The sequence below is a fragment of the Vibrio sp. 1978 genome (assembly GCF_033344345.1).
The window spans coordinates 130762-148123 of record NZ_JAWPOP010000013.1; the positions used below are offsets into that span (position 1 = coordinate 130762).

26 protein-coding genes and 1 pseudogene are annotated in these 17362 nt (G+C 44.6%); 17 read left to right on the forward strand and 10 right to left on the reverse strand.

The features are described 5' to 3' along the window. Positions 1-172: 172 nt before the first annotated feature. The 8 genes from R8N49_RS14395 to R8N49_RS14435 all read left to right on the forward strand — a co-directional run bounded on the left by R8N49_RS14395 (position 173) and on the right by R8N49_RS14435 (position 7375). Positions 173-358, forward strand: coding sequence for a hypothetical protein (locus R8N49_RS14395; protein ID WP_005376906.1), 186 nt, complete (start codon positions 173-175; stop codon positions 356-358). Positions 359-613: 255 nt separating this feature from the next. After that, on the forward strand, positions 614-1990 hold the full coding sequence (locus R8N49_RS14400; RefSeq protein WP_186584876.1) for a YcjX family protein: 1377 nt from the start codon (positions 614-616) through the stop codon (positions 1988-1990). Next, positions 1987-3027 carry a YcjF family protein gene (locus R8N49_RS14405; protein ID WP_065274660.1) on the forward strand — a complete coding sequence of 347 codons (1041 nt, stop codon included), beginning with the start codon at positions 1987-1989 and terminating at the stop codon, positions 3025-3027. Before R8N49_RS14400 ends, R8N49_RS14405 begins: the two co-directional genes overlap by 4 nt. A 100-nt stretch (positions 3028-3127) precedes the next feature. Beyond that, a complete protein-coding gene (gene tyrR, locus R8N49_RS14410) occupies positions 3128-4672 on the forward strand; it encodes a transcriptional regulator TyrR (RefSeq protein WP_017820442.1) in 1545 nt (514 codons plus the stop codon). Positions 4673-4708: 36 nt separating this feature from the next. Further along, positions 4709-5293 (forward strand): ribosomal protein S5-alanine N-acetyltransferase, encoded by a 585-nt coding sequence (gene rimJ, locus R8N49_RS14415; RefSeq protein WP_005388271.1) that lies wholly within the window; start codon positions 4709-4711, stop codon positions 5291-5293. 1 nt (position 5294) lies between these two features. Then, positions 5295-5882, forward strand: coding sequence for an HD domain-containing protein (locus R8N49_RS14420; RefSeq protein WP_005376917.1), 588 nt, complete (start codon positions 5295-5297; stop codon positions 5880-5882). 13 nt (positions 5883-5895) lie between these two features. Next, complete coding sequence (locus tag R8N49_RS14425; RefSeq protein WP_054577705.1) at positions 5896-6369, forward strand: DUF2947 domain-containing protein; 474 nt, start codon at positions 5896-5898, stop codon at positions 6367-6369. A gap of 376 nt (positions 6370-6745) precedes the next feature. Continuing rightward, entirely contained in the window at positions 6746-7375 is a 630-nt protein-coding gene (locus R8N49_RS14435) for a hypothetical protein (RefSeq protein WP_065274658.1), read from the forward strand. Between the two features lie 147 nt (positions 7376-7522). Here the strand turns inward: R8N49_RS14435 and R8N49_RS14440 are convergent, their stop codons facing one another. From R8N49_RS14440 to R8N49_RS14485, 10 genes are all read right to left on the reverse strand, one after another. Beyond that, positions 7523-8758 (reverse strand): site-specific integrase, encoded by a 1236-nt coding sequence (locus R8N49_RS14440; protein ID WP_169578443.1) that lies wholly within the window; start codon positions 8756-8758, stop codon positions 7523-7525. Then, the gene (gene xisR, locus R8N49_RS14445; protein ID WP_014232338.1) at positions 8758-8988 is read right to left on the reverse strand and encodes an excisionase family protein; all 231 of its coding nucleotides are present in this window, start codon (positions 8986-8988) and stop codon (positions 8758-8760) included. Before xisR ends, R8N49_RS14440 begins: the two co-directional genes overlap by 1 nt. A 104-nt stretch (positions 8989-9092) precedes the next feature. Further along, a complete protein-coding gene (locus tag R8N49_RS14450) occupies positions 9093-9308 on the reverse strand; it encodes a hypothetical protein (protein ID WP_318190010.1) in 216 nt (71 codons plus the stop codon). Beyond that, on the reverse strand, positions 9308-9565 hold the full coding sequence (locus R8N49_RS14455; protein WP_065274655.1) for a hypothetical protein: 258 nt from the start codon (positions 9563-9565) through the stop codon (positions 9308-9310). The genes R8N49_RS14450 and R8N49_RS14455 overlap by 1 nt, the downstream gene beginning before the upstream one ends. Beyond that, positions 9558-9770 carry a hypothetical protein gene (locus R8N49_RS14460; RefSeq protein WP_014232336.1) on the reverse strand — a complete coding sequence of 71 codons (213 nt, stop codon included), beginning with the start codon at positions 9768-9770 and terminating at the stop codon, positions 9558-9560. The genes R8N49_RS14455 and R8N49_RS14460 overlap by 8 nt, the downstream gene beginning before the upstream one ends. 1 nt (position 9771) lies before the next feature. Next, the gene (locus tag R8N49_RS14465) at positions 9772-10149 is read right to left on the reverse strand and encodes a hypothetical protein (RefSeq protein WP_065274653.1); all 378 of its coding nucleotides are present in this window, start codon (positions 10147-10149) and stop codon (positions 9772-9774) included. Positions 10150-10200: 51 nt separating this feature from the next. Next, complete coding sequence (locus R8N49_RS14470) at positions 10201-11019, reverse strand: DUF2303 family protein (protein ID WP_065274652.1); 819 nt, start codon at positions 11017-11019, stop codon at positions 10201-10203. 40 nt (positions 11020-11059) lie between these two features. After that, on the reverse strand, positions 11060-11452 hold the full coding sequence (locus R8N49_RS14475; RefSeq protein WP_065274651.1) for a hypothetical protein: 393 nt from the start codon (positions 11450-11452) through the stop codon (positions 11060-11062). A 345-nt stretch (positions 11453-11797) separates the two neighbouring features. After that, complete coding sequence (locus tag R8N49_RS14480) at positions 11798-12340, reverse strand: porin family protein (protein WP_065274650.1); 543 nt, start codon at positions 12338-12340, stop codon at positions 11798-11800. 93 nt (positions 12341-12433) lie between these two features. Continuing rightward, the gene (locus R8N49_RS14485) at positions 12434-13234 is read right to left on the reverse strand and encodes a helix-turn-helix transcriptional regulator (protein ID WP_065274649.1); all 801 of its coding nucleotides are present in this window, start codon (positions 13232-13234) and stop codon (positions 12434-12436) included. 35 nt (positions 13235-13269) lie between these two features. Between R8N49_RS14485 and R8N49_RS14490 the strand changes: the two genes are divergently transcribed. From R8N49_RS14490 to R8N49_RS14530, 9 genes and pseudogenes are all read left to right on the forward strand, one after another. Further along, positions 13270-13482: a hypothetical protein gene (locus R8N49_RS14490; RefSeq protein WP_020335501.1), complete on the forward strand. Its 213-nt coding sequence runs from the start codon at positions 13270-13272 to the stop codon at positions 13480-13482. A 31-nt stretch (positions 13483-13513) separates the two neighbouring features. After that, positions 13514-14023: a phage regulatory CII family protein gene (locus R8N49_RS14495; protein ID WP_065274648.1), complete on the forward strand. Its 510-nt coding sequence runs from the start codon at positions 13514-13516 to the stop codon at positions 14021-14023. After that, the gene (locus tag R8N49_RS14500) at positions 14020-14211 is read left to right on the forward strand and encodes a hypothetical protein (protein WP_065274647.1); all 192 of its coding nucleotides are present in this window, start codon (positions 14020-14022) and stop codon (positions 14209-14211) included. Before R8N49_RS14495 ends, R8N49_RS14500 begins: the two co-directional genes overlap by 4 nt. A 179-nt stretch (positions 14212-14390) precedes the next feature. Next, positions 14391-14564 (forward strand): hypothetical protein, encoded by a 174-nt coding sequence (locus tag R8N49_RS14505; protein WP_086027146.1) that lies wholly within the window; start codon positions 14391-14393, stop codon positions 14562-14564. Then, positions 14564-15142 (forward strand): phage N-6-adenine-methyltransferase, encoded by a 579-nt coding sequence (locus R8N49_RS14510; protein ID WP_318190011.1) that lies wholly within the window; start codon positions 14564-14566, stop codon positions 15140-15142. Before R8N49_RS14505 ends, R8N49_RS14510 begins: the two co-directional genes overlap by 1 nt. Beyond that, complete coding sequence (locus tag R8N49_RS14515; protein ID WP_065274645.1) at positions 15142-16128, forward strand: helix-turn-helix domain-containing protein; 987 nt, start codon at positions 15142-15144, stop codon at positions 16126-16128. The genes R8N49_RS14510 and R8N49_RS14515 overlap by 1 nt, the downstream gene beginning before the upstream one ends. Before the next feature lie 166 nt (positions 16129-16294). Then, the gene (locus tag R8N49_RS14520) at positions 16295-16996 is read left to right on the forward strand and encodes a phage antirepressor KilAC domain-containing protein (RefSeq protein ID WP_065274644.1); all 702 of its coding nucleotides are present in this window, start codon (positions 16295-16297) and stop codon (positions 16994-16996) included. Then, complete coding sequence (locus tag R8N49_RS14525) at positions 16993-17181, forward strand: hypothetical protein (RefSeq protein WP_318190012.1); 189 nt, start codon at positions 16993-16995, stop codon at positions 17179-17181. Before R8N49_RS14520 ends, R8N49_RS14525 begins: the two co-directional genes overlap by 4 nt. Continuing rightward, positions 17178-17362: pseudogene (locus R8N49_RS14530) on the forward strand (hypothetical protein); the annotation flags it as partial. The gene R8N49_RS14525 and the pseudogene R8N49_RS14530, both read left to right, overlap by 4 nt.

Genomic DNA, 17362 nt, shown 5'->3' on the forward strand with positions numbered 1-17362 from the left:
CAAAGGGCAATCTTGCTGCGTCTCAGTAGAGAGAATGTGACAAGGTGCTGATTTACCTAGCAAACAATTGACAAAAGTGCAGCGAAACCTGCACTTTTTGTCTATATAATTAAGGATATAAACCTTTAGGCATAGCAATCAAACGTTATGCGAACAATAATTAGGAGACGGCATGCCTCGTTTTATTCAGATTCTACAAATTATTCTTGCTGTAGTGATAGGTGGCTTTGTTGGCTATGACTTGATTCTTCACGGTATCAGCATCTTTGATGAAAAGTACGTGACCATCACATGTGTGTTGTGGTTGATTTTGGAAATCGCTCTATTTGTTATCTATAAGTTAATCGAAGACGACTAGGCTTAAAGAAAGCGGGTTCCTGTTTAACATAGTAATCAGCGCATATAGAGTTACTAATGCTGTAGATTAAGTAAGCCTCTGAACCACTCAGGGGCTTTTCTTTTTTAACACAGCATTAAGCCGGATGTTTTGTTCATCTTTTATTAAGGTATATAAAGTTAAACTCATAGAATTCGGGATAGAACAGTATTCATAGATCGAAATTCGAAGTCGCTGACAACGTTGTTTTAAAGTGGAGTAAGATAAAGAAGCGTAATGAAGAGAATAAAGAAAGAAGTTAATGACTTTATCAACAGAGGTATGGACTCTAATGTTCGAATTGCTGTCACCGGACTTTCTCGTGCCGGTAAGACGGCATTCATCACGTCATTAGTGAATCAGCTTCTTCATACTGCAACCCATGACAATTTGCCTCTTTTGACTGCGGCTAGAGATAAGCGCCTTATTGGGGCGAAGCGTGAGCCTCAATCGAATATGATGGTGCCACGCTTTGCTTACGATGAGGCGATGAGCCAAATTCATGCCACTCCACCTCAGTGGCCAGTACCGACACGTGATGTGAGTGAGATTCGCTTAGCGCTCAAGTACAAACCAAATAAAACTACGAAAAAGCTGTTGAGTAAAACCGCAATTTTAAATGTTGATATTATCGACTATCCAGGAGAGTGGTTGCTCGACCTGCCTTTATTGGACATGGACTTTGCAACGTGGTCGCAAACTCAGTTTGATGCACTTAAAGGCCAGCGTGGCGATTTAGCCAAAGCTTGGCTTTCTGAACTGGAGAAAGTGGATCTCTTTGCAGAAGTGAATGAGAAACTACTTGAGAAAATTGCACACACATACACCGAGTACCTTCATGCCTGTAAAGACGCTGGCCTTCATTGGGTTCAGCCTGGCCGCTTTGTATTACCTGGTGAGCTAGCAGGCGCGCCGGTGCTACAGTTTTTTCCGTGTCGTGTTGATTCGGAAAGCAAAGCGTCCAAGGGCAGTAACTTAGCGATGTTAGAAGCCCGTTTTCAGGAATACCAACAGAAAGTCGTGAAAGCGTTTTATAAGCATCATTTTGCGACCTTCGATCGCCAGATTGTACTGGTGGATTGTTTGCAGCCTCTCAATGCCGGTGATGAAGCGTTTTACGACATGCGCCAAGCGCTAGAACAGATCATGCATAGCTTCCGCTATGGTCGTAGTAGCTTTTTGCGTCGTTTGTTCTCACCAAAAATCGACAAAGTGTTGTTTGCTGCTACAAAAGCGGATCATATCACGCCCGATCAGCACCCAAATTTGGTGTCTCTGCTCCAACAAATGGTGCATCCAGCATGGCAAACGGCAGCCTACGAGAATATTGAGATGAGCTGCATGAGTATCGCTTCCATCCAAGTAACCACGACGGGGTTTATTTCCTCTGGAGATAAGACCATCCCGGCGTTACAAGGAACAACATTGGGTGGTGAGCCGATGACTATGTTTCCCGGAGAGGTGCCGAAAAAGCTACCAAATGCAGCGTATTGGCAAAACAACGGGTTTGATTTTACGTCGTTTCGTCCGATGCCCTCACCGAATGATGAGCCAGTGAAGCACATACGCTTAGACAAAGCATTGGATTACCTGATTGGAGATAAATTGAAATGAGTGAGTTGAAGCAAAAACAAGTTTTCTCTGAAAAGGTAATGGAAAAAGAGCAGCAATCGAATCAACCGGAATTGACGGCGCAGCAAACATTCGGCGAAAAAGAAACATTTGTACCTGTTGAAGTTAAAGAAGCGCACCAGGAGACCGAACAGGAATTGCAACTCGAGCATGTCATTCGTCCAAAATCGGGCAGAAAATGGCTCGCGACTGGCGCATTTGCAACTTTTGCTGGTCTGGTTGGCTGGCAAGCGGTGGACTCGGTTATAACCGCAATTCAGGCTTCTGATTGGCTAGCCTTAAGCTGGACGGGGTTTATTGCTGCGATCGCTTCGCTTGGTTTAGGAGCTATGGGTAAAGAGCTTTGGAAACTGCGAAAACTACGAAATCATTTTAGTGTTCAAGAAGAAGCAGAAGCACTTGTTAATAGTGAGAGCGTTGGGAAAGGGAAAGCCTTTTGCGAAACCGTAGCAGAACAAAGTGGTGTGATGGCAGAGAATCCGGGCTTTGATCGTTGGCAGAACAGTATTAACCCTGCTCATAGTGACGCTGAAATTCTTGATATGTATGACTCGATGGTGGTGAGCCAACAAGACAAGTTGGCAACGAAAATCGTATCACAGCACGCAACCGAGTGTGCGGCCCTAGTCGCCGTGAGCCCTCTGGCTGCCGCTGATATGTTGCTGGTGGCTTGGCGAAATTTCAAAATGATCGACAACCTCTCCAAGGTATATGGGGTAGAGCTAGGTTATGCATCTCGCATCAAGTTACTAAGAGCGGTATTTGTCAATATGGCGGCGGCTGGTGCCAGTGAGATCGCTATTGATGCCAGTATGGATTTGATGTCGATGGATCTTGCTGGCAAAGTTTCTGCTCGTGCGGGGCAGGGACTAGGTGTTGGTATTCTAACGGCACGTTTGGGCTTGAAAGCGATGACCTTATTGCGTCCACTACCCTGGTATCCTGACCGTCAGGTTAAGTTGGGCACCATACGCAAGGCAGTGGCGGCGAAAGTTGCATCAATTACGATGAAACCGTAACGAATATCAACTTTGATGGATAGGATTGCTTGACGCCATTCCAAGCATGATAGAAACTACTGTCAACTTTTCCTGACAGTTGTGAATTGGGATATTTTAAGTGCGTCTTGAAGTCTTATGTGAAGATCGACTCGGCTTGACCCGAGAACTGCTCGATATTTTAGCGTCTAAAAGCATCGACTTGCGCGGTATCGAAATCGATATTAGCGGTATTATCTATTTGAATTGCCCGGATATTGATTTTGATACGTTTAGTGAGCTGATGGCTGAAATCCGCCGTATTCCGGGGGTGAAAGACGTACGTAAAATCCAGTTTATGCCGATGGAGCGCCACAATACGGAGCTGCTCTCGTTAGTTGATAACTTGCCCGATCCGGTTTTTGCCATTGATCTTAAAGGTGCCGTAGACATGGCAAACATGTCTGCACTTTCGTTGCTTGGCCTTCACAAGCAAGAAGTGATTGGTACTCAAATCGGTGCTTTGTTACCAAGTGTTCGTTTCTCTCGTTGGTCTGAAGGTGTTAATGGTCGAACGCGGGAAAACCTTGTGATTGATGGCTTGGACTATGTTCTAGAGTTGATGCCCGTTTATATCCGAGACGAAGCGCAAAACTCGACTCTAGCGAGTACTCTAATGACGATTCGCTCTAGTCAGCAAGTTGCCAGAATTGAAGAAGCACTACCGCTGCATAATCCTCTGGGTTTTGAGCACTTTGTTGGTATATCGAACCGTCATAAAGCACTAATGAACCAAGCTAAGAAGCTGTCTGTGCTTGACCAACCATTGTTGATTGAGGGCGAAACGGGGACTGGTAAAGAAATGCTTGCTAAAGCTTGCCACAGCCGTTCTAGCCGCGCGAGCAAGCCATTCCTAGTTTTGAGTTGTGCTTCTATGCCTGACGATGTAGCAGAAACCGAACTTTTTGGTCATGCGCCGGGTTCATTCAATCATGAACAAGGCCACAAAGGCATCTTTGAGCAAGCAAATGGCGGCACGGTATTTCTTGATGAAATCGGTGAAATGAGTTCGCACCTTCAAATCAAGCTGTTACGTTTTCTACAGGATGGTAATTTCCGTCGTGTCGGTGCAGAAGATGAGATGCATGTCGATGTTCGTATCATCGCTTCAACAAAACATAACCTTGCCGAGCTTTCTGAAGCAGGAATGTTCCGTGAAGATTTGTATTATCGTCTCAACGTACTTACGCTCAGCATTCCTCCGTTACGTAAGCGCTCAAACGACGTTGCACCATTGCTTGAGTTGTTTGTGGCGAAACATGCTCAACAGCTTGGGATTGATAAGCCAGAGTTTGATGATGGTCTAGTTGATGCCCTTGCAAATTATCAGTGGCCAGGAAACATGCGCCAGCTGGATAACATGGTTCTTCGAGCGCTCACGGAAATGGATGGTGATATACTAAACGCGGATCACTTCAATTTACCTCAGCCTCAGTCAGTCGGCGCTGGTAGTGCAACGCTTAACATCGACGGTTCTTTGGATGAGATCATGCGTGATTATGAATCTCAAGTTCTGGAACGTTTGTATCAGTCATTCCCATCAAGCCGCAAGCTTGCTAAGCGCTTGAATGTATCGCATACCTCAATCGCTAATAAACTGCGTGATTACGGTATACGTAAGAATTAATCGAATTGAACGAAAAGACGGAATTAATCATTTGTAATGGAAGATAACAGCTCATCTATCGCCGTTCATAAGTTGGACGGTGACTTGCTTCTTCGTACCGCTGAAATCGGTGACGCAGATATGATTGCCGAATATTTTCAAGCGAACCGAGAATACCTGAAACCGTTTGAACCGAAACGTGAAGAGGCTTTTTTCTCAGTGAACGGTTGGTTGCAAAAGCTTATCAAGCTCAATGAGCTGCATCGAATGGGATTGGGGTATTATTGCCTTTTAGTCAGAGCCTCTTCGGGTGAAATGCTAGGTACGATATCCTTTAGTAGTTTGAGTCGTTTCCCTTTTTATTCTTGTAACGTCGGATATTCTCTCGCTGAAAAAGCGCAAGGGCATGGTTATATGCGTCGTGGATTAACCATGGCTTGCGACTACATGTTTAATGTCCAGAAACTGCATCGTATTCAAGCTGGCTACATGCCTCACAATAAACGTAGTGAATCTGTGCTAGAGCATGTAGGGTTCAACCGAGAAGGGTATGCAAAAGATTACCTTTTGATTAATGGTGAGTGGCAAGACCACGTCCTAACGTCGCTTATTAATCCGAATTGGCAGCCAGAAGGACGATAGTATGGAACGATTGGAAAAGCAGTTAGCACTTGTAATCGAGCTCGATAAACTCAAAAGCATTTTGCGCCGAACTCGAGTTAAAAGTGCTGAAGGGCGCCTCGAAAATAGTGGTGAGCATAGTTGGCATGTCGCACTGATGGCAATATTGATGGAAGAGCATGCGAATGCACCTGTTGATATTTGCCGAGTGATGAAAATGTTATTGATACATGACGTAGTAGAGATCGACGCGGGCGATACCTTTGTTTATGATACTGCTGCGTCTCAAGAGCAAGCAGAAAAAGAAATCAGAGCCGCAGAGCGCTTGTTTGGTATGTTACCCAGCGATCAGGAGCAAGAGCTATTGGCGCTTTGGCATGAATTTGAAGCCGCGCAGACCGATGATGCTAAGTATGCAAAAGCACTCGATCGGTTAATTCCAATGCTCTTGAACTACCATAATAATGGTCAGAGTTGGAAGGAACATGGTGTCTCACGCGAACAAGCACTTACCATTAATAAACGAATTGAATTTGGCTCTGTTACCTTATGGGACAAAGCGAAAGAGTTGATTGAAGAAGCCACAGAGAAAGGTTGGCTGAAATCGTAATAAAGGAGACTGAATGTCTTATTTGCCTTTGGACGAATACCAAAGAAAATGGATTTTTACGCATCAGTCGATGCCTGTGCCAGAAGAAGATTTGGCTTTTATTAAGCCGATGAGCCAAGCCCGCTCAGCACAATTTTGGAAAGAAAATATCAGTGCTCAAAGCCCTGATATGGATAGACTTAGTTCCCAAGACTGGCCAATGAATGAGGCGAATTGGTCTGAAACTGTGGATTGGATGGTTGCGTGGGAGTCGGATGATCCTGACATGCCAGCGGAAGCTGAGGCACATATCGATTGGCAAGACGATGTAACCGTTTACTTTTGCTACGAGAAGTACAATGTCATCGAAACGAAATGGTCTATTTTTAAAAAGCACTGGAAGAACTTTCTCTTTTATGACGATGGTCCGATACTAATAGGACGTCGCCGTTCGCAAGCACTTTGGTTTGATTCAAAAGGCAATGTGAAACTCGGTGTTCGTCAATAAAGAGTTATAAAACAAAGCCACCTTTCGAGGTGGCTTTGTTTTTCTAAAGGCTGGATAATGGACTCAACACACCACCAGCCCCGCGCTCGATAACGTGAGTATAGATTTGCGTGGTATATACACCCACGCTATAAGTGATTGTTTTTATTGGTAGCTATCACGCCCCAACAGAAGTGGGGCGCTGGTGGGACAATTCAGAATTATTTATGGTTATACGGATTAAAGTTCGTGTGTAAAGATTTGAGCATTAATTGTAGCAACTCATCACTCCCCAAGTGCTTCTGACAGGTATAGCTTTGATAGAAGGAAAAAACAATGTCTAAAATACTCAAATCTGTGAGATCATTAGTCAGTTTTCAGAAGCAAGGAAAATCATATGGAATTTAGCATCGGCGCTACGATTACCAGTGCTTTAATCGGTTCAGTAGCCACAATCATATCGAGTCAGGTCTTAAAAAAGTACGAAGTTACTAAAATAAGTAAGAGGATTGACGAAGAACTTAACCAAGCTTCTAGTACCATTGAATCTGCCTACATTCCGATTTTGCAAGAAGCAATGGACGCTCTAGCTAATAACAAACAATCAACTGCAAGTGTTGTTAAAGTACAAATGCCAATTTTCGAAAACTATCTACATGTAGTATCAGTGAGCACAAGCAAAAATACTTCTTCTAACCTAAAGTATTTGTACAGTCGGCTAAAGAAACTAAATGAACGTATAGATTTTTTGGACGAGTTGACAATGAGCATGTATACAAAACAATTCATTGATAATCAGGCACTAACCTCAAATGATTTCGAGACGATGAAAGACTTTACAATTCAAACATATAAACAATGTTATATCATGAATTGGTACATAAATCGCTACAAATGCAACACCAAGTCATCACTCCTAGATGATATAACTCATAATCAATCATTTAAAAAAGATTACAGCATCCTGATAAGCAACCTAAATTCAAATATAGCAAAGACTTTCAAAGCTAATGTAGATAGTCAGTGATTGGGATTCACTGCTCGTAATGCTAGAAGAATGGATAACTTTGTGTAGGGTATAGCCCATGCGCAGGATGTGAATGAGTGAAAGGTCTACCAAATAAGGGGCAATTCTGTTCCGCGCATTGAAATGCACATCATAATTCGAATGGCCTCATTTATTCGAAGCCATAAGCCCATTTAAATACTCGATCTGCTCATGCGAGTGCGACTTCATGAACCTGCCGTAAACACGTTCCAACATCATTGTGCTCTTGTGCCCCATTTGCTCCGCGATAAAAGATAGGTTTGCGCCTTTGGTGATCAACCAACAAGCGTAAGTATGTCGAGATTGATATGAGCAGCGATGGCGAATGCCAGCTCGTTTAAGTGCGCGTGACCATAGTCGATTGTATGTTGTCGTTTTATAAGTCTCACTCGGTGCTTGGCCATTGCGTCGTTCTGGAATAAACACGAATCGAACGCTTTCCTGGCGAAACGTGTTTGAACCTTTTACTTCCACAAAAATATCTCTCACTGGGCTAAACATGGTTAGCTCTCTTTGAGACTTAAGGGCGAGGAGCGCAGGTTCAAGTAAGTGAATAGTTCGCTCTGACTTCTTATTCTTAGGTGTCGTGAATTTTCGTTCAATGGTGACGTTGCGGGTAACCTCGATCGTACCTTTCTCAAGATCAATGTCTTCCCAGGCTAACGCACAAAGTTCACCAGTTCGCATACCAGTGTAAATGGCTAAGGTGAACATATTCCGCTGCTGTAAGTTTGTCGTTGATTCTATTAGGAGGTGGAATTCTTCTAGTTCTAGTGGGTCCGGCTCACCAGAACCACCACTAAGCAACTCAACATGCAGAAATGGATTGTCATCGATAAACTTTGATTTCACCGCCAAGTCAAAGCATCGGCGTAGAAGTTTGATCATGTTGTTGATCGTCTTTGCGCTGCGTGAAGCACCGGTGCGAGTAGGGGAGTCGACCATTAACTTTTGGCACTTTAGTGCATCCATGATCGTGATGGTGGAAATAGTACGTTCCTCTCCAACAAACAAGCAGCATGCTCTTGCTGTAGTACTCAATACATAAAGTGACTGAGAGGCCATTGTCGTTTGCTTCAATTGAATATAATCATCAAACAGCTCGCGAACGGTAAGGTTCTTACCTCGCTGTTCTGGTGTCGCAAACAGTAGTGCTTTCTTTGACGTTGGAAAACGAGATAAGTAATCAAATGTGCCTAATGAAATTTCAGAAAGTATAGAAGCGCGTAGATGTCCCGCTTTTTTGAGATTGCCTTTGGTGACTTCCCAACCTTTTAGTGTCTCCCGACAACGCATCTCGCGGTAAGTAAAACTAATGCGGATAGACTTACCGCGGATCTCTACACCTTCTGGTGTGTTCATTACGCAACCCTTTCTCTTGCTGAAAACTCATCAATGGCAACACGGTCATACTTAAAACTTTTGCCGCCACCACTACTTTTACCGGATGCTTTTTTAAAGTGAACGCCTTCAACCCAACGAAACTGACGATAGTCTTTGATTTCATTGGTGGACATGCCCGTCAAATCCATCAAAAGATCTTCTTTCACCCAACGGCTAGGCTCTAGTTGAATCACCGTAAATGTTCTCATCGGTAAAACCTCCAATAAATAATGAAAATAAAAGTCCTGCAATGCCCCGTTATCAAGCGATGGGGCATAGGCGAATTACATAAAATGAACTGCTGGCCGAGAAGCTAAAGCAGGCCTACTGATTGCTCGGCAAAGTGGGACATGAACTCAGGTGATAGACTGATATCACTCGGGAACTCTTTACATACCCCATAACCGTTGGCTTCGTTCTCAGGTTTGATGAAGGTCAGTTGAATAACTTCACGACCTTGAATAAAGCTGAAGTAGGGGCCTTTTGCTGTCACTGCGCCCAGTTCGGTTTGAAAAGTTGCATTAGCCATTATTTCACCACTATTCCAAGAGCTAATTTCCAGAGTGGTGTCCAAGATGTTGCAACCGCTCGTTTCACTCGTTCTTTGATAATCTCTCGGTTTTCCATTTTCTTACCACGCTTAACAACAGGTGTATGGACTGCTTCTTCTATGGTCATTCCCATATCACGAACTCTTCTGGATAGGGTCACTTGTTTCATGCCATAAGCTTTTGCGATAGTAGGTAGGCCAATCATTCCGTTGTACTCATAGATTTTTCTAGCCATGAGTAAGTTCTCCTTTTACATATTGCAGTGCATGGTTAACACAGCATTGAATAGTGTTTGCTTTGTCGTAAGTACCGTAGTGGTAGTACTGAATGCCACGTTCGATGGCTTCATCCAGCTGGTGGCCGGAGATGCCTTGTGCTTGTAGCTTGTTGGTTAAGTGACGTTTAACAAAGTGTTCGTTTGGCTTTTTGGTTTCTGACATCTCACGCTCCCCACTGCGGTAATAAAACATTCGGTTTGAACGGATGAGCCTTTTTGACAAAGCGGAAGCCTTCACAATTAGAAGCTCCTCTTGTATGCGGCTTCTTGCCTGGAAGGTTGTCTTTCTCGTCCATCGTTAGCTCGTAGTAAGGGTGGAGTGATCTTGGCTCAGACTTAATACCAACCCCCTTACCACGCAGGTAGTAGACGGCTTTGCAAATCAGTTGCGACTTAACCCCTAAATCACTACAAATCTGATAGGTCGGGTTTCTGCCTGGATGTTCAAGCAAGTATCTTCCCACCGCTTTTGATCTTCCGCTGCCATTTATAGATTCAATGATGAGTTGGGCTTTTTCGTATTGTTCCTTGGTTAGTGCCATGCTCCCTCCTTTGAAGAAAGTCGGCGGCAACGTTCGTCACCGCCAACATGATTAGCTGGAGAACGAACCGATAAAGGTGTCAATCTCGATCTCGCCTTCTTTAAAGCAGGCTTGTAGCTTGGTTTGGAACTCTTCGCCCATTTCTTCTTCGTGTTGTTCAAACTTCTTGATGCGTAGAACTAGGATTTCGTTACCGATGGTGCTCATGCGCATTTCAAAGGTGCGTTTTGCTAAACCTAAGTACGGAATACAGGTGAACTTGAAGACAGCAGGCATTGGGAACTCTTCTTTTGTGCGAACTGCGATCGACTCGTACTCAGATTGGTGATGGCTAAAATCATCTACGTTTGATTCACGGCCTGCTTTCGCTTCGAATTTCATGTTACGAATCGCAGCTGAAGCCACAGAATTTTCAATCAGCTCACCAGTAGTAGAGAACACCTGAACAAATTCGCTGTAGTCTTCGACCCATTCAGCCAGTTGTTTTTGGTTGTTCTTTTTCTCATCCATATTGATGAGCGCTTTAAATGCAGCCGTTTGGCGCAACACTAATTTTGCTTGGTGTTTACAGTGACCAGGAACAGCTTGAGTACCAAGATCAAAGATAGTCACTGCGGCCATTTGCTCAGCATCAATAAAACATTGGTTACCTTCGGTTTGGTAATGCTCGTGATAGCGTACGAACTCATCGATATTTGCCGTTTTCATTGTGCCGCGAAATTGATTGCGGTTTGGCATGTACTTCTCTAAGTCATGCAAATCGAATGACTCAGGTAGAGCAGCAACAGGGAAACCTGCCTTCTGTAACTGTTCTAAGAACTGTGGGGCATTCGCTGATTCTTGAATCTGTTGGATTGCTGATTTATCCATTTATCTGTTCTCTCTTTAGAGTGATTGCTGGTGGACTGGGTTAGCCGCGAACTTCGCGAAGCTGACCTTCTTCAATAACGGCTTGGCCGTGAATATCTTCTTTTGGTCGGTCGTAGGTGAGTTTTCCGCCTTTGCCGACGTAGGCGATAGAGGTGTACTGAAAGTCCTCACTCTTGGAACCAAAGCCCGATTTAGGTTCCTTCACCGACATGTTGGCCGTGATTTCTACCATTTCGTTGTTGGTACCCATTGGCTTGAGCTTTAGGTTCAGCTTCACTTCGCCTTGTTTATCGCTGTACGAAACAGCGCGCGACACGTTGGAGAGTGCAAGGCCAATAACGTTGGAGATGACGCCGCCATCTAGCTCTTGCATCAATTTGGGAAAGTTGGTTGTACGATCTTCTATGCTTAGGTTGCCTGCTTCTTTGCTCATGATTCGTTCCTCAAGATTGGTTATCCACACCCTAAAACCCTTGCTCTGAAAGGCTTTAGGTTGTGCCCTAAGTAAGGGCATTCCCGTTCCCATCCTTGGATAGTCACTTCCGGTCACCGTTTCACTTTTCGTCGTAAGACAGACATAGGCAGAAACGCTCCGGTGCAGTGGTTATTCGCCCCACCAGCTGCTGGGGTCAGTCGTTGTAATGAACCAAATGTACCATAAGTACATATTATGTAAAGAACCAAAAGTACATTTATTTGTATTGGGTACAAAAAAACCGCCCGAAGGCGGTTGTAGCAGTAAAGCTTGAACCTTAGTTAACTAAGGTAACGGGAGGTATCAGAAATTGTATCTGACCCCTGCGGTTATCCCTTGAATCGAGAAATCGACATCATCAAACTTGGCATATCGATATCTGTAACCTACACCGATATCAATCTGATCGAGCATGTAGCCAATTTCAATACCAGCTTGGTAGGCAATTTCAGATTCAGATTCAGATTCGCCGTAAATGTTCGTTTTGCCTTCCAGCGAGCCGACACCCAAAATTAATGCGCTATAAAGGTTATTGCGGCTTTCAATGAATTTAGGTCGTGCGTTGATGAAAAAAGCGTCACCCTCAACACTCACATCATCTACAAATTCGGCCTCACCAAAATGTTGATATTCCAGTTCTACACCTAAATCAATATTTGGTGAAACTGAGAAGCTGTAACCGCCAAATGCATTGAAACCTAAATCATTACTTTCGTCGATAGAACCGTCATCTGATTTTAGTTTTGTATTGTCACTTACCAATAAGCTAGCGCCAGTGTAAAAATGGTTGTCACTAGCAAAGGAGGATGCGCTGAAGAGAATAGATAGAAGAATTATTTTTTTCATTTGTAAGCCATATCTGATGTTAAAACATACAGTTTATATATAGATAAACTGCAAGTATATGATTATTTTGATCTATATCTTCAACGAAAGAGGCTACAGCATTACCGAATACCAGAATACACGACCGAGCACGACAATATCTTTAGCCTGTTCTTGTGAGTAGCGTTCTTCAGGGTGTTCTTCTGCGTTGTAGCTTCGAACCCTTAAGCCACCACCTGGTGTTTTGTACAAGAGCTTCACTCGAAGTTCACCTGAGTGATTAATGGCGTACATTTTTCCGTCCACCACCCCAGTGCTAGAAGTATCAATCCCGACAGTTGAACCGTCCGGTAATACGGGTTCCATACTATTGCCCGTCGCTTTTACACATACAGCACACTCTGGCGGAACGTTGTAGCGGCGTAATGTCGATTTAGCAAAACGCAGTTTAAGACCAGTATGTTCACGTTCGGCTACTTCACCGCTGCCAGCTGAAAGGCGAATATCTGCAAAAAATGGCACTTCTACCTCATCATCTGAAAGTGGGGTTTTACGATCCCATGCGTCAATTTCTCCTAAAATTTCCGCATTGGCTTCCGTTGGTTGTTGAGGTTCGTTGGGGTTGGAACCGCTGTGTTGTTTTCCGTACTGCAGCCAGAACAGATCAACTTTGAGGAGGTTCGCTAATTCTTCCATTTTATTTTGGCGTGGCATTGACTCTGCGTTAAGCCATTTGCTTACAGCTTTTGGCGTCACTTTAAGTGCCTTCGCTAAAATAACGCCCCTTCCATGATCTTCTATCCCAGCTTTTGTACAGGCCTGTGCAAGCCTTTGGGCGAAGTTTGAACGCACATTTTCACTATGAACCATAGGTTCAATAGTAAAACTTCTTGATTGTACTTTCAGTTCCGTCATAATATGTACTTATAGTTCATTGTAAGGGCGAAATTATGCTAAAACAGGTTATTACTCAGATAGGTGTACCAAAAGTAGCGCTAGCTTGCTGCGTTAGTAATAGAGCTGTTTATAAATGGTGTGAGAGAGGTGTACTTCCTAGAACGGATTTCACTGGTGAAACCAATTACGCCTCGATCATTTCGGAATTATCTCAAGTGACAGAAACACCAGTCACTAAAGAAGAACTTCTCAACATTCCACGATAGAACAATCTACAGATTGCCAAGGAGGTACTCCATGACCCACACACAAGGCAGGGGGAAATTCCCTCGCTTCTATGAAGGCGTTATTCGCTTTAAGAAACACCACAGCCTGCGCGCCATTGCGTTAAGGCTTGGGTACTCAGAAGTGGATTACAGCAACCGACTAAAGAAACGTTTTAACACCAACCAACCGGAATCAAAGTTGTTTGTTGATGATGTTATCGCGTTCACCAAAGAGTCTGGCGACTACAGCATGATCGACGGCCTATGCAAAGAGGTCGGGCTGTGTACACCAATGCCGTTTAACTACAACTCCCAGGCAAACCTCAACACCGAATTTTTGGTTGCTACTAAGGCGCTTGGTGAGATGGCCGAGCAACTTAACGTAAACAAGCTTTCTGCCAATGGAGTTAGTCGTTTGTCTTCATCCATTCACACGCTGGTGGCCTCTGCCATGACGATTGGTTATGCCGCTGAAAGCCGCTTTGGTGGGATCAGCATGGCCATGATGTTTGGCGATATGTCTTCGGGAGTTTTGTCATGAATGTGATGGAGACGCTCAACACGATAGAGCAGCTGGCGCAGATGTATCGCAACTCTATTGCACTGGAGCAGAACGCCGCAGTTAAGCAACAACTGGAGAAGGAAGCACTAAAGGCGATCAACGCAAAGAGCCAGAGATATTTGGCACATCTAGAAATGGAAAAGCCCCAACAAGCGGCAACTTGTTAGGGCCGTGAATCAGCAAACGAAGGTCGATTCAATGGAAAGAGTAACACAACAGCGCCATCGCGCAAGAATTAAGGCTGTCTTAGTTTTTGATAACTACGTCTATTTTTTGGCGACTAAACCAGGCGATTGGAAATGGGTAAGTAAACGAACTGTAAGCCGAATGACACAGGAGCAGGGCTATGGAATTAAGTGAGCGTTTAAAGCAGGTTGATCACCTCCGTCGCGCTGCGATGGGGAACGCCAAGTTTAAGGCGAGTGCCAAGCAGCATGAGTCGGCATTAAAACCAAAGTCACGATCTCTGGCAAAGAGTAAGCCTCGCAGTTCGTTTGCGGATTGGGCAGGGGGTAAGTGATGGCCGATTACATAGCGTCTGATTTGGCTGCTGATGATAAAGATTCTTGGTCGACGCCAGATTGGCTCTTTGAAGCTCTCCATAAAGAGTTTTGGTTTACTGTGGATGCTGCAGCGAGTGAGAACAACCATAAAAGGGCTTGTTACATCACAGAAGAGATGAACGCTCTAGAAATGGAACATTGGGCTGATTGTTGGCACGGGTATCTGCATCTAGAGCATCAGTACGCTTGGATCAACCCACCTTACAGCCGTGGGATGATTAAAGCCTTTATGGAAAAGGCTTACGAGCAATGCCATAAATACAAAATTAACTCTGTTCTCCTAGTTCCTGCCACACCAGATGCTGGCTGGTGGCCTAAGAACGCGACTGAAATCCGTTTTATTACCAATGGTCGTGTGTCATTTATTCACCCAATCACTAAGAAGTCTGTCAATGGAAATACTAAAGGCAGTGCTCTCATTATCTTTAAGTACACCGATCTAGGTTGTGGAGCCGTGACTCGCTATGTAGATCGCAACAAGCTGCGAGAAGTCGGTGAAATGTTGTTGGCTAAAGAAAAAGAAGAGGCGAAATAATGTCAGTTAAGGTTATGAGCTACGTTTGGGACATTCCGAGTTTTAAAGGTTCTGATAAGTTGGTGATGCTTTGCCTAGCTGACCATGCGGACGATAGCGGCCTTTGTTGGCCGTCTATCGATACCATTGCTCGTAAATCTGGTGTTTCACCTACCACCGTTAAATCGACACTTAAGAAACTGGAAAAGGGTGGATGGCTATTCAAAAAGAACCAATTCAAAAAGGCGGATACGGGTCGCTTAGTCCGTTCGAATAACCAGTACCAATTGCCTGTAATGCTGTTGAAAAAGAAAGCAGATGAACAGACGGATTTTGAACAGTCGAATTTCGTCTGTTCGAAAGACGAACGTTCGAAACTCGAACAGACGAAAGAGCATAGGGGGGTAGGTCAAATTCCGGCTGGGGGTAGGTCGGAATCCGGCTATAAACCACCAATAGATCCACCAATAGATCCATCAAATAAAGATCTTGCTCCGAGCGAACTGCTCGAAGCCGAACCAGCTTTGTTTGAAATTCCTTTGAACAGGAAAGGGGAGTTTCATGGAGTAACTCAACCGGACATCGACCGCTATTCGGATTTGTTCGGTGCAGTGAATGTTCGTGCTGAACTGAAAAAAATGATCGGTTGGTGCGATGCCAATCCCCGTAAGCGAAAAACCAAACAGGGTATCGAGAAGTTTATTCAAGGTTGGCTAGGCCGCGAGCAAGACAAAGGGCGTTACCTGCCGCCAGAGCAGCAACCGCAGCAAGCCAAATCGGATGGTGACGAGATCAAATCTAAGGTTCGTCAGCTTGAGATGGATATCGACAACGAGAACCAGCACCTGCTGCGCGTGATGAACTATGGCGGGTCTGAACAGGCGATCCAAGCCAGTAAGAACAAAATCAAACGTCTGTCGGACGAACGCAGGGAATTGTTAGACCAGCTAGCGGAGGTGGATTCAGATGGTGGAGAAGTTAGTTGGCGTGATGGTTTCGCGGCCTAAGGTTTGGGTGCCCGGGGAGCTTTGCAGGGAATTAGGGATTTCTGCTTTGGAGTTAACTCAGTTAATCACTAAGGCTCGCAAGCAGGGTGTGGAAATACATCGGATGTCGGACACGAGAACCGGCAACACAATCAAGATTTGGATAAGGGCCTAGGGAGACAGGCAAATGTTTGAATTAAGCACAAATACAGAGATGACGATGAGCAGTCGAGAGATTGCAGAACTGACAGGTAAGCGTCACGACAATGTAAAAGTAGACATAGCCAAGATGCTTGATGAGCTAAATTTAGATGCCCTCAAATTTCAGGATATCTATTTTGACTCCATGAATCGTAAGCAAACGGAATACAGGCTCGACAAGGATCATACCGAGTGTTTGTTAACTGGTTACTCCGCCATTCTTCGCATGAGAGTGATTAAACGCTGGCATGAGCTAGAAAAACAAACTCAGCTTCAAGTTCCGCAATCATTTGCTGAAGCACTGCAGTTGGCCGCTAACCAAGCCAAGGAACTGGAAGAAAAGAACCAGGCATTAGCTATCGCAGCACCAAAGGCAGAGTTTGCCGATGCTATCGCGGGAGCGGATAAAGGGGTGAAACTTGGTCAGTTTGCAAAAGCGGTCGGTTTAGGGCCTGTCACTATTTTCCGTGTTCTACGAGAGTTAAAGATCTTCATGAGCCGTGGAGATTCTTACAATTTGCCGTATCAAGACTATGTCGAGCGTGGTTACTTTACGGTGAAGCAGGGCACTTACGAGACTAACTCCCAAACGCGAATCAGCCACACAGCATTGATCACCGGAAAGGGTGAAATCTGGCTGCGTAAAAAACTTCTTGAAACAGGTCATTTAAAGGCGGTGGCAGCATGAGGATCATTCGAGTATTACCCAATAGCAAAGCGGTCGATGCCTTGTGTATTTGCTATGAGAACAAGCGGGTTTATACCCATGATGGCAAACCGTATTTCGTCACTGATTTGGAGGTTGAAGGCAGAGGCCGTTCTACTCGATTAATGGCAAAGCTAGAGCCTGTATTTGGAGAGGCCACGGCATGAGCGCATTAGAGAAAACGCTTCTTTTCCAAATCAAGACGATGGGGTTAGCTCTACCTGAGAAGGAATACCGATTTCATGAGACAAGGCGCTGGCGTTTTGATTTTGCTTACCCAGAGCAGCAGCTGGCGGTGGAAGTGGAAGGCGGTACCTGGACGGGAGGTCGTCACACTCGCGGCAGTGG

Excerpts from the sequence above, each read along its gene's own strand:
- R8N49_RS14395 (WP_005376906.1), top strand. The coding sequence starts at position 173 with ATGCCTCGTTTTATTCAGATTCTACAAATTATTCTTGCTGTAGTGATA.
- R8N49_RS14400 (WP_186584876.1), top strand. The coding sequence starts at position 614 with ATGAAGAGAATAAAGAAAGAAGTTAATGACTTTATCAACAGAGGTATG.
- R8N49_RS14405 (WP_065274660.1), top strand. The coding sequence starts at position 1,987 with ATGAGTGAGTTGAAGCAAAAACAAGTTTTCTCTGAAAAGGTAATGGAA.
- rimJ (WP_005388271.1), top strand. The coding sequence starts at position 4,709 with ATGGAAGATAACAGCTCATCTATCGCCGTTCATAAGTTGGACGGTGAC.
- R8N49_RS14420 (WP_005376917.1), top strand. The coding sequence starts at position 5,295 with ATGGAACGATTGGAAAAGCAGTTAGCACTTGTAATCGAGCTCGATAAA.
- R8N49_RS14425 (WP_054577705.1), top strand. The coding sequence starts at position 5,896 with ATGTCTTATTTGCCTTTGGACGAATACCAAAGAAAATGGATTTTTACG.
- R8N49_RS14435 (WP_065274658.1), top strand. The coding sequence starts at position 6,746 with ATGGAATTTAGCATCGGCGCTACGATTACCAGTGCTTTAATCGGTTCA.
- R8N49_RS14440 (WP_169578443.1), bottom strand. The coding sequence starts at position 8,758 with ATGAACACACCAGAAGGTGTAGAGATCCGCGGTAAGTCTATCCGCATT.
- xisR (WP_014232338.1), bottom strand. The coding sequence starts at position 8,988 with ATGAGAACATTTACGGTGATTCAACTAGAGCCTAGCCGTTGGGTGAAA.
- R8N49_RS14450 (WP_318190010.1), bottom strand. The coding sequence starts at position 9,308 with ATGGCTAATGCAACTTTTCAAACCGAACTGGGCGCAGTGACAGCAAAA.
- R8N49_RS14455 (WP_065274655.1), bottom strand. The coding sequence starts at position 9,565 with ATGGCTAGAAAAATCTATGAGTACAACGGAATGATTGGCCTACCTACT.
- R8N49_RS14460 (WP_014232336.1), bottom strand. The coding sequence starts at position 9,770 with ATGTCAGAAACCAAAAAGCCAAACGAACACTTTGTTAAACGTCACTTA.
- R8N49_RS14465 (WP_065274653.1), bottom strand. The coding sequence starts at position 10,149 with ATGGCACTAACCAAGGAACAATACGAAAAAGCCCAACTCATCATTGAA.
- R8N49_RS14470 (WP_065274652.1), bottom strand. The coding sequence starts at position 11,019 with ATGGATAAATCAGCAATCCAACAGATTCAAGAATCAGCGAATGCCCCA.
- R8N49_RS14475 (WP_065274651.1), bottom strand. The coding sequence starts at position 11,452 with ATGAGCAAAGAAGCAGGCAACCTAAGCATAGAAGATCGTACAACCAAC.
- R8N49_RS14480 (WP_065274650.1), bottom strand. The coding sequence starts at position 12,340 with ATGAAAAAAATAATTCTTCTATCTATTCTCTTCAGCGCATCCTCCTTT.
- R8N49_RS14485 (WP_065274649.1), bottom strand. The coding sequence starts at position 13,234 with ATGACGGAACTGAAAGTACAATCAAGAAGTTTTACTATTGAACCTATG.
- R8N49_RS14490 (WP_020335501.1), top strand. The coding sequence starts at position 13,270 with ATGCTAAAACAGGTTATTACTCAGATAGGTGTACCAAAAGTAGCGCTA.
- R8N49_RS14495 (WP_065274648.1), top strand. The coding sequence starts at position 13,514 with ATGACCCACACACAAGGCAGGGGGAAATTCCCTCGCTTCTATGAAGGC.
- R8N49_RS14500 (WP_065274647.1), top strand. The coding sequence starts at position 14,020 with ATGAATGTGATGGAGACGCTCAACACGATAGAGCAGCTGGCGCAGATG.
- R8N49_RS14505 (WP_086027146.1), top strand. The coding sequence starts at position 14,391 with ATGGAATTAAGTGAGCGTTTAAAGCAGGTTGATCACCTCCGTCGCGCT.
- R8N49_RS14510 (WP_318190011.1), top strand. The coding sequence starts at position 14,564 with ATGGCCGATTACATAGCGTCTGATTTGGCTGCTGATGATAAAGATTCT.
- R8N49_RS14515 (WP_065274645.1), top strand. The coding sequence starts at position 15,142 with ATGTCAGTTAAGGTTATGAGCTACGTTTGGGACATTCCGAGTTTTAAA.
- R8N49_RS14520 (WP_065274644.1), top strand. The coding sequence starts at position 16,295 with ATGTTTGAATTAAGCACAAATACAGAGATGACGATGAGCAGTCGAGAG.
- R8N49_RS14525 (WP_318190012.1), top strand. The coding sequence starts at position 16,993 with ATGAGGATCATTCGAGTATTACCCAATAGCAAAGCGGTCGATGCCTTG.